12 protein-coding genes are annotated in these 15,077 nt (G+C 67.7%); 4 read left to right on the top strand and 8 right to left on the bottom strand.

Annotated features, from left to right (window positions below; all coding sequences use genetic code 11):
- Nucleotides 1-14: 14 nt before the first annotated feature.
- Together ITI46_RS17130 and ITI46_RS17125 are read right to left on the bottom strand one after the other, a co-directional pair.
- On the bottom strand, nt 15-1,049 hold the full coding sequence (locus ITI46_RS17130) for a CBS domain-containing protein (RefSeq protein ID WP_209240435.1): 1,035 nt from the start codon (nt 1,047-1,049) through the stop codon (nt 15-17).
- An 8-nt stretch (nt 1,050-1,057) separates the two neighbouring features.
- Nucleotides 1,058-2,869 carry a DUF262 domain-containing protein gene (locus ITI46_RS17125; RefSeq protein WP_209240434.1) on the bottom strand — a complete coding sequence of 604 codons (1,812 nt, stop codon included), beginning with the start codon at nt 2,867-2,869 and terminating at the stop codon, nt 1,058-1,060.
- A gap of 122 nt (nt 2,870-2,991) precedes the next feature.
- On the opposite strand from ITI46_RS17125, the gene brxD reads away from it, so the two are divergent.
- From brxD to ITI46_RS17110, 3 genes are all read left to right on the top strand, one after another.
- Entirely contained in the window at nt 2,992-4,329 is a 1,338-nt protein-coding gene (gene brxD / locus ITI46_RS17120; protein ID WP_307808206.1) for a BREX system ATP-binding protein BrxD, read from the top strand.
- The gene (locus ITI46_RS17115; protein WP_209240432.1) at nt 4,326-6,482 is read left to right on the top strand and encodes a DEAD/DEAH box helicase; all 2,157 of its coding nucleotides are present in this window, start codon (nt 4,326-4,328) and stop codon (nt 6,480-6,482) included. Before brxD ends, ITI46_RS17115 begins: the two co-directional genes overlap by 4 nt.
- Before the next feature lie 535 nt (nt 6,483-7,017).
- Entirely contained in the window at nt 7,018-7,500 is a 483-nt protein-coding gene (locus tag ITI46_RS17110; RefSeq protein ID WP_209240431.1) for a VOC family protein, read from the top strand.
- A gap of 49 nt (nt 7,501-7,549) precedes the next feature.
- Here ITI46_RS17110 and trpD read toward each other — a convergent pair whose 3' ends face one another.
- From trpD to ctaE, 5 genes are all read right to left on the bottom strand, one after another.
- Entirely contained in the window at nt 7,550-8,617 is a 1,068-nt protein-coding gene (gene trpD / locus ITI46_RS17105; RefSeq protein ID WP_209240430.1) for an anthranilate phosphoribosyltransferase, read from the bottom strand.
- A gap of 192 nt (nt 8,618-8,809) precedes the next feature.
- Nucleotides 8,810-10,462 (bottom strand): cytochrome bc1 complex cytochrome b subunit, encoded by a 1,653-nt coding sequence (qcrB, locus tag ITI46_RS17100; RefSeq protein ID WP_209240429.1) that lies wholly within the window; start codon nt 10,460-10,462, stop codon nt 8,810-8,812.
- Nucleotides 10,459-11,520 carry a cytochrome bc1 complex Rieske iron-sulfur subunit gene (gene qcrA / locus ITI46_RS17095; RefSeq protein WP_209240428.1) on the bottom strand — a complete coding sequence of 354 codons (1,062 nt, stop codon included), beginning with the start codon at nt 11,518-11,520 and terminating at the stop codon, nt 10,459-10,461. Before qcrA ends, qcrB begins: the two co-directional genes overlap by 4 nt.
- A complete protein-coding gene (gene qcrC, locus ITI46_RS17090; protein WP_209240427.1) occupies nt 11,517-12,329 on the bottom strand; it encodes a cytochrome bc1 complex diheme cytochrome c subunit in 813 nt (270 codons plus the stop codon). Before qcrC ends, qcrA begins: the two co-directional genes overlap by 4 nt.
- 101 nt (nt 12,330-12,430) lie before the next feature.
- Nucleotides 12,431-13,048, bottom strand: coding sequence for an aa3-type cytochrome oxidase subunit III (gene ctaE / locus ITI46_RS17085; RefSeq protein ID WP_114017231.1), 618 nt, complete (start codon nt 13,046-13,048; stop codon nt 12,431-12,433).
- Between the two features lie 242 nt (nt 13,049-13,290).
- Here ctaE and ITI46_RS17080 point away from each other — a divergent pair, with 242 nt between their 5' ends.
- Nucleotides 13,291-13,704 (top strand): hypothetical protein, encoded by a 414-nt coding sequence (locus tag ITI46_RS17080; protein ID WP_209240426.1) that lies wholly within the window; start codon nt 13,291-13,293, stop codon nt 13,702-13,704.
- Nucleotides 13,705-13,769: 65 nt separating this feature from the next.
- On the opposite strand, the gene ITI46_RS17075 is transcribed toward ITI46_RS17080, so the two are convergent.
- Complete coding sequence (locus ITI46_RS17075; protein WP_209240425.1) at nt 13,770-15,065, bottom strand: L,D-transpeptidase; 1,296 nt, start codon at nt 15,063-15,065, stop codon at nt 13,770-13,772.
- Nucleotides 15,066-15,077: the final 12 nt, after the last annotated feature.

Here is a 15,077-nt window from a genome sequence, read left to right as displayed (position 1 = left end):
GCACCCCCTGGACGTCAGGTGTACTGGCGGAGCAGCCCGACGAACTGGCGCAGTTCCTCGCACAAGCTCTTCGACAGCGGCTGAGGATCGAAGTGCGCGATCATGTTGCGGATGACTCGCACCCTGTCGAGCTGGTGCACGAACTGGACACGGTCCGCGAGCGTCCAGCCGAGAGCCTGCCAGTTCTGATCCGCCTTCTGGCGGAGCGCCGGGTCTTGCTGGTGGCCGTCGAGAAGCTTCACATAGCCGTTGAACATCAGGTCCGTGATGAGGCCCGTCTTCTTGTTCTTATGCTGCACGGCCCGGATGTTCTCCGGATCGAGGGCCGCGCCCAGGCACTTGCGGAGCCGGAACTCGATTTCCCCGACAACGAAGAAAGGCCACGCCGTCGCGTCGAAGCGCTCGGTGATGTCGGCGGCCGTGACGATCCCCGTGAAGCGACCGCTCATGTCCCGGACGAGCAGGTAGCCGTACTCGCAGATCGTCGGCAGCAAAGAGAAGAAGTCCCTGTGCACGTCGGCGATCGGCGGGTCGTCCACCATCGCGTTCACCAGGGAGTTTTCCTCATTCCTCTCGTACATCCTGGCGACCGAACTCCAGGTGACCACACCGCGCAGTGTCGACGTGCCATCGATGACCGGAACCTGGGAGTAGTTCTTGACAGCCATCAGATGTGTAGCCTGCTTGACCTGCGCGTCGGACGGAACCGAATCGACTCCGTTCCGCGCCGCCGGCAGATCTCCGATCCTGAAGGAGTGCTGCGGCAGCGCTCCCTGCGACAGTCCCTCTCCCTCCTCTTCCTCCCCATCTCCGCTGTCCGATTCCGGGGCTGCCACGGATTCGAGCGGGAGGATGCGCACCTCTGCCCGGAGATTGCAGTTGGCGAAGTAAGGGACGGTCGAAAGACCCACGTCCTTCAGCGTCTGCGTGATGAACAGGACGGACGGGTCGTTCCTCACCCGCGTGCCGAAGAGCGCGAGAAGGTCGGCGACCGGGACCTGCTTGCCCTTGAGCGCGAGTAGCTGATCCTGCGGCGGTGTCTGCGTCATCTTCCCGCTCACCCGGCCGTCACGTCACGGAAGACGGTGCGCTTGCCCATCGCAGACCTCACAAGCTCCAGGAGCTGCTTGGAACGGCTCTCGTAGAAGCTCTCGAAGTCTGCCTCGTGAAGGATGGCAGGGTCGATGAGATGGGTGGCGAGGACATCGTCGAACCACTCGGGCCGCATCCCCGACTCCAGCGCGAGTGACTTGAGGTACACGGTGGGAGAGCCCATGAGGCTCCGGCCGGCCCGAGCGGACAGCGGCGTCTTGTTGACGATCGAGTTCGCCTTCTTCGCCGCCTGAGCAGGTGCGTGCTTGGCGAACCACCCCTTGGGGAAGATCTGCCGTACTTCCACGTTGTACTCGATGATCCTGCCCGCGTTGAGCGGCGCCTCGGTGAAGTACCAGTCCACCGCGCCCTGCTTCACAAGCAGCGCATAAATTCCCTTGTACGCGGCGCTGTTGCGAGTTGTCAGGCTGTCCAGCCGGTCGTCCAGGAAGGCGGCTTCGGCGATCGTGTCAGGGGTCTTGTCCGACCCCCGGATCCAGCCGATGAGCTGCTCCACGTCACGAGTGAAACGGCTCTCCGTTGATCCGCCGTACATCTCCCCCAGCACGCCGTTCCAGTACCACCGAGTGATCTGATCCTCCGCCGCGGGGGTGTCCGCCTCCTCCCCCAGAACGGTCCGTACGGCCGCCAGCGGTACGAGCTGGGTGCGGTAGGGGAGATCGGCAGTACGGACGATGCACTGCTGCTCCAGGAACGACCCCACCCACTTGAACGCCTCCGCCACCCCCGGCGCCAGGCGCCGGAAGTCGGCGAGTGGCAGTTGCAGAAGGTCGCGGCGCTTGCAGGACACCGAACTGCGCAAGCCGTCCTGTTTCTCTTCCCAGGTGCGCACCAGGGCGACGGCCTGCAGGAAGTCGCTGCTGCTCAAGCCGTCCTCGACGCCGGCTTCCATGCGTCCGAACACCGGATAGGAGGAGGTCAGGTCCTTCTTGATCTGCTCCCACTCGACCGGGAGCCGGTAGTAGTCTCCGCGTTCAGCGACATGTTCCTGATTGCCCGCGTAGGTGGCGGTGAGCAGTTCGAAGACGTTGAGCGACACGCCACCGGTGTTCACCCTTTCGAACACGGCACACACGGCGTCCATGGTGGTGGAGGCCGGGAGCTTGATCATGGGCACCTGGAACTGCCTCACGCGGTTGAGGACATGTTCCTCGAACGCCCCCCAGACATCCCAGTTCGCCGCGTCGGCCTTGACGAACTCCTGGAGCCATCCATTCACGCGCTGCGTATCGAACACGATATGCAGCGGGAAGTAACCTTCCTCGCACTCACGCTCGGTACTACTCAGATCGAGCACGACCCTGCGGGCGAAATCCGACCTCAGGATCCGGTCCTCGGGCACGGAGACGACGGCTTCGTCACGGTCTGCCGGTGCTCCGACCGCCTGGCGGATGTTGATGTAGTACCAGCGCTTCAGTTCCTTGCCGCGCGCGTCGACCGTTTCGACAGGCTCTTCCCGGCTCAGCGCTTGGAACAATGATGTCATCCGCTGCTGCCCGTCCAAGAGCAGCAGGTCCGGCACGGTGCCCTCCGCGCTCTCCGCTCCTTTGAGCGTGCGAGGTTTGAACTGCGGGGATACTCCGTTGGTCTGCAGCGCCATCACCACGCCGAGCGGGTAGTCGAGCGTCACCGTCGCGATGAGAGCCCTGATGCGCTCGTCGTCCCATTTCCAGTCCCGCTGGAAATCTGGGAGCTGAAGGGCTCCGGATGCGACGTCCTTGAGAACAGCGCCTAGATTCAGGCTGTCGAGCGCCACGCTGGGTCTTCCCCCCGTTGAGGATGAACGGTGTGAACAGACGATTGCACCAAGTGACCAGCCGTGCGTCAAGTGCTGCGCTGGCCGCCCGAACTGACCGCCCGCAGTGCGAGACTGATGAGGTGAACGCAAAGAGCCCCGGCCACAGCGGACCCGTCAGTGCCACCAGGCGCCGTGATGCGATTGATGCCTTGCGCCGCGGCGCCGTCCCCGAGAGCGGACTCGATCTCCTCGCGACAGGGCTGGACAGGTTCGAGCAGGCTCTGGGCACGGAACTCGACGCCGTCGCGTCGGGGGCGTCCGTCTTCAAGGCCGTCCGGGGCGAGTACGGATCCGGCAAGACGTTCTTCACCCGGTGGCTCGGCGAGCGCGCCAAGCGCCGTCAGTTCGCCGTCGCCGAGATTCAGATCTCCGAGAACGAGACGCCCCTGCACAAGCTGGAGACCGTCTACCGACGCCTCACCGAACGGCTGGCCACCCCCGGCTTTCCGCCGAGCGCCCTGCGGCCCGTGGTGGACGCGTGGTCCTACGCACTGGAAGAGGACGCCCTGGCCGCCGGAGCCGCGGAGGAGGAGCTGCCTGGTGAGGTCGACCGGCTGATGACGGCCAGACTCGCGGAGGTCTCCCGGCAGGCGCCCTCGTTCGCCATCGCGCTTCGGGGATACCGGAACGCTCTGGCAGCGGGTGACGAAGCCATCGCGTCAGCAGTCATGGCCTGGCTGGGCGGACAGCCCCATGTGGCCGCGGCCGCCCGCAAGACCGCCGGGGTGCGGGGGGATCTGGACCACTTCGGCGCGCTGGGCTTTCTGCAGGGGCTCCTCACCGTGCTGCGCGATTCCGGGCACGCGGGGCTCTTCGTCGTCCTGGACGAGGTGGAAACACTTCAGCGGATCCGCTCCGACGCACGGGACAAGGCGTTGAACGCGCTGCGCCAGCTCATCGACGAGGTGCACTCCGGACGCTTCCCCGGCCTCTACCTGCTGATCACGGGGACCCCCGCGTTCTATGACGGCCCGCAGGGTGTCCAGCGGCTGGCGCCCCTGGCCCAGCGGCTGGCCACCGACTTCACCACCGACCCCCGCTTCGACAACCCGCGAGCGGTGCAACTGCGCCTTTCCGGCTTCACTTTCGACTCGCTCATCGGCCTGGGGCTGACCATCCGTGACCTGTACGCGAGCGGATCGTCGAGCCCGGAGCGCATCAAGAAGGTCACGGACGACGCGTACATCGCCGACCTGGCCAAAGCCGTGGGCGGGGCGCTGGGCGGAAAGGTCGGGGTCGCACCCCGGCTGTTCCTGAAGAAGCTCGTCGGGGACGTCCTGGACCGCGTCGATCAGTTCGAGGACTTCGACCCGCGCGAGCATTATGCCCTGACCGTGAACACGGCGGAGCTCAGCGAGGTCGAGCGCAACGCCATGGCGGCTGGAAGCGCCGACGACATCGCGCTGGAGCTTCCGTGACGGACACGGCCGAGGGGCGCCCGGACCCGGTGGACCAGCTGCACCGAGGTCTCGTGCACCACATCGTGAACTCCCTGGGATGGCCCCGCCTGCGGCCCCTCCAGGAAGAAGCGATCGCACCGCTGTTGGACGGCTCGGACGCTGTACTGCTCGCGCCTACGGCAGGCGGTAAGACCGAGGCCGCGTGCTTCCCCCTGCTGTCGAGAATGGAGCAGCAGAGCTGGACCGGCACCTCGGTGCTGTACGTGTGTCCTCTCAAGGCGCTGCTGAACAACCTGCTGCCCCGGCTGGAGATGTACACCTCATGGCTTGGGCGCACGGCCGCGCTCTGGCACGGCGATATCCCGCACACGCGCCGCAAACGGATCCTGCGGGACCGGCCGGATGTCCTGCTGACCACCCCGGAGTCGCTGGAGGCGATGCTCGTCAGCGCGAACGTCGATCACCGGGCCTTCTTCTCCGGGCTGCGGGCGATCGTCGTCGACGAGGTGCACGCCTTCGCAGGTGACGACCGGGGCTGGCATCTGCTGGCCGTACTGGAACGGCTGGAGCGCGTGGCCGACAAACCGGTCCAGCGCGTCGGCCTCTCCGCGACCGTGGGGAACCCGGAGGAGCTGCTGACCTGGTTGCAGGGGTCCGGGGCGGGCAAGCGCACGGCTCGGGTCGTCGCACCGCACCTGCGTGAGAAGGCACTGGTTCTTCCTCCGCCCGGGGAGATAGAGCTGGACTACGTGGGTTCGCTGGCCAATGCGGCAACGGTGATCGCAGCTCTGCACCGGGGCGAGAAGCGGCTGGTCTTCTGTGAGTCGCGCCGGCAGGTCGAGAAGCTCGGCGAGGCGTTGCGCACGAAGGGCGTGACCACCTTTCTGTCCCATGCCTCGCTGTCCGTGGACGAACGACGCCGCGCGGAGGACGCCTTCGCCGAGGCCCGGGACTGTGTGATCGTCTCCACGAGCACGCTGGAGCTCGGCATCGACGTCGGTGACCTGGACCGGGTCATCCAGATCGACGCACCCGCCACCGTCGCCTCATTCCTGCAGCGCCTCGGCCGCACCGGACGGCGCCCCGGCTCCACGCGGAACTGCCTCTTCCTGGCGGTGGACGAGGCGGGTCTGCTGTCGGCCGCCGCCCTCCTCCTGCTCTGGTCCCGCGGCTGGGTCGAACCGGTCGTCGCGCCCCCGGAGCCGCGGCACATCGCGGCCCAGCAAATCCTTGCACTGTGTCTTCAGGAGCACCGGGTCGGTGACCAGCTGTGGCGTGAGTGGTGGGGCGGGCTCGGTCCGTTCAGCGCTTCAGCGGAGCCGGTCGTACGTCACCTGATCGATGAGGGCTACGTCGACCTCGATGACGGGCTGATGTTCATCGGCCCGGAAGCCGAACGCCGCTTCGGCTTCCGCCATTTCATGGATCTCACCGCGGTGTTCACGGCCGCACCCGAGTTCACCGTGCTGTCCGGCCGCACCCAGATCGGCACGACGGACCCCGCCCTGCTCACCGATGAGGTGGTCGGACCCCGACGGCTGCTGCTCGCCGGCCGCAGCTGGCAGGTCACCTACATCGACTGGTCACGGCGTCGCTGTTTCGTCGAACCGGTGGAGGGCGGCGGCAGGGCCCGCTGGGGCGGGATGGGCCCCGCCCGCGCCAGCTCGTACGAGCTGGCGCGGGCAACACGAGACGTACTGCTCGGCGCAACTCCACCGGTCGTGCTCACCAGACGCGCCGAAGGCGCCCTCGCTCAGGCTCGGGACGCGTCCGCCGAGCTGGTGCACCCTGGTGGCACGGTGATCGCGCGGGGAGGACGCGACACGAACGTCCGCTGGTGGACCTGGGCCGGATACCGGGCCAATGCAACCCTGGCCGCCACGCTCACCTCTCTCGCCGACCCACTCCAGCGTCCCACGGACGCGTACATCAGGCTACGCGAGGACATCACGCCCCGAGAGTGGAAGCAGGCCGCCACGGAGGGCTCCGAGCATCTGTGCCTGCCCGCGGTGGATCCCCGCGCTCTGACGGGCCTGAAGTTCAGCGCGGCCCTTCCACAGCGTCTGGCAGAGGCGACGCTCGCCTCCCGCCTGGCAGACCTCGACGGAGCAGCGGCGGCACTCCGCGAGCCCGTGAGGTTCACGTCCCGAAGCCTGAGCGATGGCGCTTGACCAGAGACCCCGAGCCGACGCCGCATGAGCGCCCAACCGGAGCATGCGCGCAACCCAGCCGATACCACGACAGCCTGAAGCCCGTGCCCGGCTCCGCCAACGCCAGTGGCCCGGAGCCCTGACCCTCACGACGCGCTGAACCGCCGTGCTGGGCTGCCTTCCGGGCCGCCCGAGGCGAGTACCGTCTCCAAAACCTGCGCCTACTGACCTGGCCAGGCGCCCGCACTCTCGGATATGAGCCCTACTCCCTCGAACCAGCCGCGCTGCGCCACCCTCCCCGTGTCCGCGTGCTGGGCGTCCATCCAGGCCCTGGAACCGGTCACCACGGGCTGCGCGGGATTCGTCCCGCTGGGCGAACAGCTGAGTGCGGCCCAGTGGCTGGCGATCGGCTGCATCACCGTGGCGGCACCATCCTGGGCCACTGAGCCGGTCGGCGGAGTCCGGGCGGGGGAGATGTCGTACCCACCGATGAGTTCCGCCGTCGGTGCGGGTCTGTATCCACAGACACCGCACCGGCCCGCCAGGAGGTCGCACCATGAAGCAGCCGCAGAAGATCAAGACGTTTCTCTGGTACGACGGGAAGGCCGAGGAGGCGGCGAAGTTCTACACCTCGCTCTTCGACGACTCCCGGATCGTGGAGACCACCTACTACAACGAGGCAGCGCCCGGCGAGACCGGCTCGGTGATGACGGTCCTCTTCGAGCTGGCAGGTCAGCAGTTCGTCGCCCTCAACGGCGGCCCGGAGTTCCAGTTCACCGAGGCGATGTCCCTCCAGGTGGACTGTGAGTCCCAGGAAGAGATCGACACCCTCTGGTCCCAGCTCACCGCCGACGGCGGTCAGGAAGGCCCGTGCGGCTGGCTCAAGGACAAGTACGGCGTCTCCTGGCAGATCGTCCCCCGGCGCCTCTTCGAGCTCCTCTCCGAAGGATCGCCGGCCCAGGCCGAATCCGTCACCGGCGCCATGCTCAGCATGCACAAACTGGACGTCGCCGCGCTCGAGGCCGCCGCGAAGGCGTAATCCCCGCGCCATGGCGGGTGCCAGGGGAGCGCGGCAGAGCCAGTGAGCGCTACGGACAATTGCTGGCCGCGACCCAGCGCTCCAGGACCCCGCGCGCGGCCCCGGAGTCGATGGCCGCGGCGGCCCTCTCCATGGCCGCCGCGAGCTGCTCGGGCAGCGCCCCCTCAGCGGGCGAGAGGGCGACCAGCGCGGCGGCGGCATTCAGCAGCACCGCGTCCCGCACGGGCCCGCGCTCACCCTCCAGCACCCGCCGCGCGACGTCCGCGTTGTAGGCGGCGTCGGCACCCCGCAACGCCTCCACGGGCACCAGCTCGATGCCCACGTCGCGGGGGTCGAAGCTCTCCTCCCGTACGGCGCCGTCCCGCACGACCCACACGGTGGAGGTCGCCGTGGTGGTCAGCTCGTCCAGTCCGTCGTCCCCGCGGAAGACGAGCGCCGAGGAGCCGCGCGCCGCCAGTACCCCGGCGACGATCGGCGCCATCCGCGCATCGGCCACCCCGGTGGCCTGCGCGGCGACCCGGGCCGGGTTGGTGAGCGGGCCGAGGAAGTTGAACGGGGTGGGGACCCCCAGCTCCTTGCGGGCCACACCCACGTGCCGCAGCGCTGGGTGGAACTTGACCGCGAAGCAGAAGGTGATGCCCGCCTCCTCCGCCATCGCGGCCACCCGCTCCGGCGGCAGCTCCAGGTTGACGCCCAGCTTCTCCAGCACGTCCGAGGCGCCGCTGGCGCTGCTCGCGGCGCGGTTGCCGTGCTTGACGACCTTGGCTCCGGTGCCCGCCACGACGATTGCCGACATGGTGGAGATGTTGACGGTCTTCGCGCGGTCGCCGCCGGTGCCGACGATGTCGACGGTGGGCCCGGGGATCTCGATCGTCCGGGCGTGCTCGTACATCGCCTGTACGAGACCGGAGATCTCCTCGACGGTCTCGCCCTTGGCCCGCAGTGCCACCGCGAACCCCGCGATCTGCACATCGGTGGCCTCGCCGCGCATGATCCGGTCCATCGCCCAGGCGGTGGCGTCCGCGTTCAGGTCCTCGCCGGCGAGCAGCGTGCTCAGTACGTCGGGCCAGGTACGCGCCGCCATGGTGTCGCCTCCGGCGGGGGTAGCAGCGCTCATGGTGACCACTTCCTGGCAATAGTCCGACGCGATTGGTGCCGCCACCCTATCGAGTCCCAGGGACCCGCCTGCCGGCTGTTCAGCCCCTGAACACCCGATGGCGCCCCGCGGCACAACGCCGGGAGGGGCCCACGGGGCGTGCCCGTGGACCCCTCCCGATGTGGCGGAATCCAGCTGTGCGAACGCGGACGGTCAGTGGTGCCCGTGTCCGCTCTCGACCTCGCGGTACTCCTCGCGGGTCGGCTTCGGGATCTGTCCCGACTCCCCGAAGTAGCCCTTCGAGAGCTTGGCCCGCAGCTTCTGCCCGCGGGAGATCTTCCGCTCGACGCCGTTCTCGTCCTTGAACGGGCCGATCTCCACCGGCTGGTACTGGTCGTGCGCGGTGAGCGAGTGCAGCTGCTCCTGCGAGAGCGGCTCGTGGATCTCGACGAACTCACCGTGCGGCAGCCGCTTGATCGTGCCGGTCTCCCGGCCGTGCAGCACCTTCTCCCGGTCCTTGCGCTGGAGGCCGAGGCAGATGCGCCGGGTGATCCAGAAGACCACGACAGGCACCACGAAGAACCCGACCCGGACGAACCAGGTGATCGCGTTGATCGACAGATGGAAGTGCGTCGCCCACAGGTCGTTGCCGCCGCCGACGAGCAGCACGAAGTACCAGGCGATCCACGCCGCACCGAACCCGGTGCGCGTCGGCGCGTTCCGCGGCCGGTCCGCGATGTGGTGCTCGCGCTTGTCCCCGGTCACCCATGCCTCGATGAACGGGTACATGGCGATCACGATCAGCACCAGCGGGAAGATGATCATCAGCGGGATGGCCACGCCGAGCACCAGCGTGTGACCCCACAGGTTGATCTCCCAGCCGGGCATCACCCGGACCAGGCCCTCGGAGAAGCCCATGTACCAGTCGGGCTGGGCGTTGGTGGACACCTGGTCGGGCCGGTAGGGGCCGAGCACCCAGATCGGGTTGATCGTGAACAGCGCCGCGATGGCCGCGATCACACCGAAGACCAGGAAGAAGAAGCCTCCGGCCTTGGCCATGTAGACCGGCAGCAGCGGCATGCCGACCACATTGGTGTTCTTCCGCCCTGGCCCCGCGAACTGGGTGTGCTTGTGGTAGAAGACCAGGATCAGGTGCGCCACCAGCAGCCCGAGCATGATGCCCGGCAGCAGCAGGATGTGGATCGAGTAGAACCTGGCCACGAAGTCGTGCCCGGGGAACTCGCCGCCGAACAGGAAGAACGACACATAGGTGCCGATGATCGGCGCCGACAGGATCGCGCCCTCCATGAACCGCACACCGGTGCCGGAGAGCAGGTCGTCCGGGAGCGAGTAGCCGGTGAAGCCGGTGAACATGCCCAGGACGAAGAGCAGGAACCCGAAGACCCAGTTGACCTCGCGCGGCTTGCGGAACGCCCCGGTGAAGAAGACGCGCATCATGTGCACGAACATCGCACCGAGGAAGATCAGCGCCGCCCAGTGGTGGATCTGCCGTACCAGCAGACCACCGCGTACGTCGAAGCTGATGTCCAGCGTCGAGGCGAACGCCTCGGACATCCGCACGCCCTGCATCGGGGTGTACGGACCGTGGTACTCCACCTCGTTCATCGACGGGTGGAAGAACAGCGTCAGATAGACGCCGGTCAGGATGATGATGATGAAGCTGTAGAGCGCGACCTCACCCAGCATGAAGGACCAGTGGTCCGGGAAGATCTTGCGCATGTTGGCCTTGGCGAGGCTGTAGATCCCCAGCCGTCCGTCGGCCCAGTCGGCGACCCGCTCGCCCGCGGGTGCCTTCTTCTTGCCCTCGGCAGCCGCGCTGCCCGGGGTCTCGGTTGCAGTACTCATCCGCGCTCCCAGAAGGCCGGACCGACGGGCTCATCGAAGTCGCCCTGCGCTTCGAGGTAGCCGTCCTTGTTGACGCTGATGTTGAGCTGCGGCAGCGGGTGGCCGGCGGGTCCGAAGAGCACGCGCGCACCGTCGGACAGGTCGAACGTCGACTGGTGGCACGGGCACAGGACGTGGTGGGTCTGCTGCTCGTAGAGGCTGACGGGGCAGCCGACGTGCGTGCAGATCTTCGAGAAGGCGACGATCCCCTCGTGCGACCAGTCCAGCTCGCGCTTGTCCTTGATGTCGTTCGGCTCCAGCCGCACGATCATCAGGGCCGCCTTGGCGATCTCCTTCTGGAACTCCTCGTCGTCCTCCTCCAGGCCCTCGGGCTTGGCGAAGGTGAGCGAGCCGACGGCGATGTCCTCGGGACGCAGCGGCTCGTTGGTGTTCTCGTTGACGAGCAGCTTGCCCTTCTTCCAGGCCGTGTGCCGCAGCTTGTCCTCGGGCAGCGGGCCCAGGTCGCGCAGCAGGACGACGCCGGAGAGCGGCACCAGGGCCACGGCGCCGAACATCGTGTTGCGGATCAGCTTCCGGCGGCCGAGGGCCGACTCCTTGGCGCCCTGCTTGAAGTCGGAGATGACCTTCTCGCGCACCTCCGGGGGGGCCGCGATGGCGTGCCGCTCGTCGACCATCTCCTCGTCGGACATCAGCGTGCGGGCCCAGTGGACCGCGCCGGCGCCGATGCAGAAGAGCGCGATGCCGAGGGTGAGGCCGAGTGCCAGGTTCAGCGCGCTGACGTGCCCGATCGGCCAGACATAGACGATCTGGTCGATCGGGAAGGCCACGAAGGAGGCGATGAAGCCCACCGTGGCCAGCATGGACAGCGTGAAGAGGAAGGCGACGGTGCGCTCGGAGCGCTTGGCCGCCCGCTCGTCGATGTCCTGGATGCGGTGCTCGTGCGGCGGCAGGCCGGGGTCGGCGAAGGGGTCTTTCTTCGCCAATTCCGCACCGTGGGATTCCTGCTCTGCGGGCAGGTTCTCGTCTGACACGTTCTCGTCTGGTCCCTGGCTACTCATGACTTCTTGGCCTTTGCGGTCCGAGCGGCGACCCAGACAGCGACGGCGATCAGCGCACCGAGGCCGAAGACCCAGGCGAACATGCCCTCAGCGACGGGGCCGAAGCCACCGAGCTTGAACCCGCCGGGGCTCTCCGACTTGTTGCTGTTGACCTCCTTCACGTACGCGACGATGTCCCGCTTGTCCTTTTCGGGAAGCGCACCGTCGGTGAAGGACGGCATGTTCTGGGGGCCGGTCTGCATGGCCTCGTAGAGGTGCTTGGGGTCGACATCTCCGAGGTCGGGCGCGAACTTGCCGTGTGTGAGGGCGCCGCCCTCACCGGTGAAGTTGTGGCACTGCGAGCAGTTGGTGCGGAAGAGTTCCCCGCCCCTGGCGACGTCGGCACCGCTCGGGTCGTACATGTCCTTGGTGGGCTTGCTCGGGCCCGAGCCCAGCGAGGCCACGTACGCGGCGAGCTGGTTGATCTCGTCCTGGTCGTAGATCCTCTTCTTCTTGGGCACCTGGGCGCCGGGCTGCTGGGCGGGCATCCGGCCGGTGCCGACCTGGAAGTCCACCGCCGCGGCCCCGACACCGACCAGGCTGGGACCGTCACTGGTCCCCTGGCCGCCGGTTCCGTGGCAACTGGAGCACCCGGTGGCGTAGAGCTTCTTGCCCTCCTCGATGGCGAGGGACTTACTCGACTCCTGCTCGGCCTTGGCCTCACCCGCGGGAGCGAACGCGGTGTACAGCCCCCCGGTGGCCGCCAGCGCGAAGAGTAGAACGACAAGCGCCGCCAGCGGATGGCGCCGTCGTGCGGAGAGCTTTTTCACGGATTACCCCGGTGTCAGGATCTTCTCGTCGATGCGTGTCTGTCCGTCTGTTCCGTAGACCGCCGTGCGGTACGGCGCGCGGCGGTGCCGCGCCCGCTCGGTTACCGGATCAGGTAGATCGTGGCGAAGAGGCCGATCCAGACGACATCGACGAAGTGCCAGTAGTAGGACACGACGATGGCGGCGGTGGCCTGGTGGTGAGTGAACCGCCTGGCCGCGTAGGTGCGCCCCAGGACGAACAGGAAGGCGATGAGACCGCCTGTCACGTGCATCCCGTGGAAACCGGTGGTCAGGTAGAACACCGATCCGTACGGACTCGAGGAGAGTGAGGTGCCCTCCTTGACCAGCTCCGTGTATTCGAAGACCTGGCCGCCGATAAAGATCGCACCCATGACGAAGGTGACGATGAACCACGCACGGAGCTTCTTCACGTCCCCGCGCTCGGCGGCGAAGACGCCGAGCTGACAGGTGAGCGAGGAGAGCACCAGGATCGTGGTGTTCGTCGCCGAGAAGGGAAGGTTCAGCTCAGAGGCGTGCTCCTTCCAGTAATCGGCGCCGGTCACCGACCGCAGGGTGAAGTACATCGCGAAGAGGGCCGCGAAGAACATCAGCTCGGAACTCAGCCAGATGATGGTTCCGACGCTGGTGAGGTTCGGCCGGTTGACCGACGGGTGCGCGTGCCCGGTTTCTACTGCTGTTGCTGTCGCCACGACCGACATTATGTCGGTCGCTTATCCCGGCCTCACTTCGGGGGGTCCCGTTCGGTGTGTCCGTACCCGGCACCCCCGCCCTGCGCTGGGAAGACGGCACCGCACCGGCCCCCTACGGACGAGTATCAGGGCGTGCTGGCCGGTGTTGACGGGGCGGTTGAGGGAGTAGCATCCGAGCGGCGTCACCGTGCAAAAGCGGCCTCCGGCCGCCCGGGGCGCCGCGGTTCACCCGATACGGACGCGGAGGAACGATGCAGCCGACCGCCACGGTGCTGGTCTACAGCGACAACGCCACCACCCGCGAGCAGGTGCGGCTCGCAGCGGGCCGCAGGCCCGCCACAGATGTGCCCGAGGTCCGCTATGTGGAGTGCGCCACTCTGCCCGCCGTGCTCGCCACACTGGAGGAGCTGCACGTGGACGCGTGCGTGCTGGACGGCGAGACGGCGCCGGCCGGCGGGATGGGTGTATGCCGGCAGATCAAGGACGAGATCTTCGACTGCCCGCCGGTGCTGCTGCTGATCGGCAGGCCGCAGGACGCCTGGCTGGCGACGTGGAGCCGGGCCGAGGCGACGGTCTCGCACCCGGTGGACCCGGTGGCGCTGGCCGACGCGCTGGCCGGGCTGCTGCGCGACCGCACCGCCGACGGCACCCTCGCCACCGCCTGAGACAGCGCCGCGCCCGTCCGTCCCTCTTCCGGGACGGACGGGCGCGGTCTTCTTGTGACGCGGAATCACACCTGGGGGCGCAGCCGCGCGGCGTCCGCCGGGCTGCTTCCGGCGGGTTTGTCGCGGTTGACGGCGCTGCCGGCGCTCCACTTCTTCCAGTCCAGGTTCCAGTCGCCGAAGCCGTTGCCGAAGGGGGCCATGTTCTCGCCCTCCGAATTGACGTGCTGGACGATGTCGCCCTGGCGGACGTTGTCGAAGAACCACTTGGCGTTGGCACTGCTCATGCCGGTGCAGCCGTGGCTGGTGTTGGACACGCCCTGGGAACCGACCGACCAGGGGGCGGCGTGCACGTACTCACCGGTGTTGGTGAGCCGGGTGGCCCAGTGGACGCCCAGGTCGTAGAAGTCGGAGGCGCCGATGCTGGCGCTGGTCATCCGCACGTACGGCTCCTTGGTGAGGATGACCTTGATGCCATTGCGGGTCTCGTAGCCCGCCTTGCCCGTGGTGACGGGTATGGAGCGGATGGTCTTGCCGTTCCGCTTGACGTTCATCACGTGCGCGGAAGCGTCCGTGATCGCTTCTATTCGGTCGCCGGTCTTCATCCGAACGCGTTTGGCCTTGCCGCCGCCGTAGAGGCCGTCGCGGATCTTCAGCCCTTTGAGTGAGGAGCGGAGCGTGATGGAGGCGTGTGCCGGCCAGTAGGAGCTGGGCCGGTAGTGCAGTTCCTTGCCGTCCACCCAGTGCCAGGAGCCCGCCACATGGGGCCTGGACTCCACCTTCAGGGCCCGCTCGACCAGCTCGCGCTGTTTGCGGCCCTTGACGCGGTGGCTCAGCTCGGCCGTGAGGGGCTGCCCGACGCCGTAGGTGCCGCTGCCCGGGCCCAGCTTGACGTTCAGGTGCTTGGATGCGGGCTTGGTCTCGAAACGCAGTGAGCGCCGCCCTGGAGCGCCCTCGTCGTTCTCCGTGCTCACTTGGAGGGTGTAGCGGGCGCCGGCGGCCAGCGGCCCCGTGCTGTGCCAGCGCTTGCCGTCGGAGGAGAGCTCACCGGCCACCACATGGCCCGAGGAGTCGGTGGCGAAGATGTCGGTGAGGGTGTCGCCGTGCTGGGCTGTGACTTCGAGCGGCTTGTCCGGGTCGACGTCCTTGCTGTCGGCGTCGGCGTTGACCGCCACGGCGTCCGTGGCGTCGTAGGGGGTGGCGGAGAGCGAGTTGCCGCTGCTGCCGCTGCACGCGGCGAGCCCCACGGAGAGGGGCGCCAGCAGCAGGGCGCAGCTCTTGACCACCCGGCGCTTGTAGGTACGGGACAGGGTTCGGGGGGTGAGGACCCCCTGCGCTATCGCGGTGCGTGGGCTGTGACTCATGGGCCCAAAATA

The sequence above is a fragment of the Streptomyces oryzae genome, assembly GCF_017676365.1.
Taxonomy (GTDB): Bacteria; Actinomycetota; Actinomycetes; order Streptomycetales; family Streptomycetaceae; genus Streptomyces; species Streptomyces oryzae.
The sequence above is the reverse complement of the archived record's forward strand: the minus strand, read 5'-3'. Positions and strand labels throughout refer to the sequence as shown.

Coding starts and splice junctions, on each gene's coding strand:
- ITI46_RS17130 (WP_209240435.1), bottom strand. CDS start 1,049: ATGACGCAGACACCGCCGCAGGATCAGCTACTCGCGCTCAAGGGCAAG.
- ITI46_RS17110 (WP_209240431.1), top strand. CDS start 7,018: ATGAAGCAGCCGCAGAAGATCAAGACGTTTCTCTGGTACGACGGGAAG.
- trpD (WP_209240430.1), bottom strand. CDS start 8,617: ATGAGCGCTGCTACCCCCGCCGGAGGCGACACCATGGCGGCGCGTACC.
- qcrB (WP_209240429.1), bottom strand. CDS start 10,462: ATGAGTACTGCAACCGAGACCCCGGGCAGCGCGGCTGCCGAGGGCAAG.
- qcrA (WP_209240428.1), bottom strand. CDS start 11,520: ATGAGTAGCCAGGGACCAGACGAGAACGTGTCAGACGAGAACCTGCCC.
- ctaE (WP_114017231.1), bottom strand. CDS start 13,048: ATGTCGGTCGTGGCGACAGCAACAGCAGTAGAAACCGGGCACGCGCAC.
- ITI46_RS17080 (WP_209240426.1), top strand. CDS start 13,291: ATGCAGCCGACCGCCACGGTGCTGGTCTACAGCGACAACGCCACCACC.
- ITI46_RS17075 (WP_209240425.1), bottom strand. CDS start 15,065: ATGAGTCACAGCCCACGCACCGCGATAGCGCAGGGGGTCCTCACCCCC.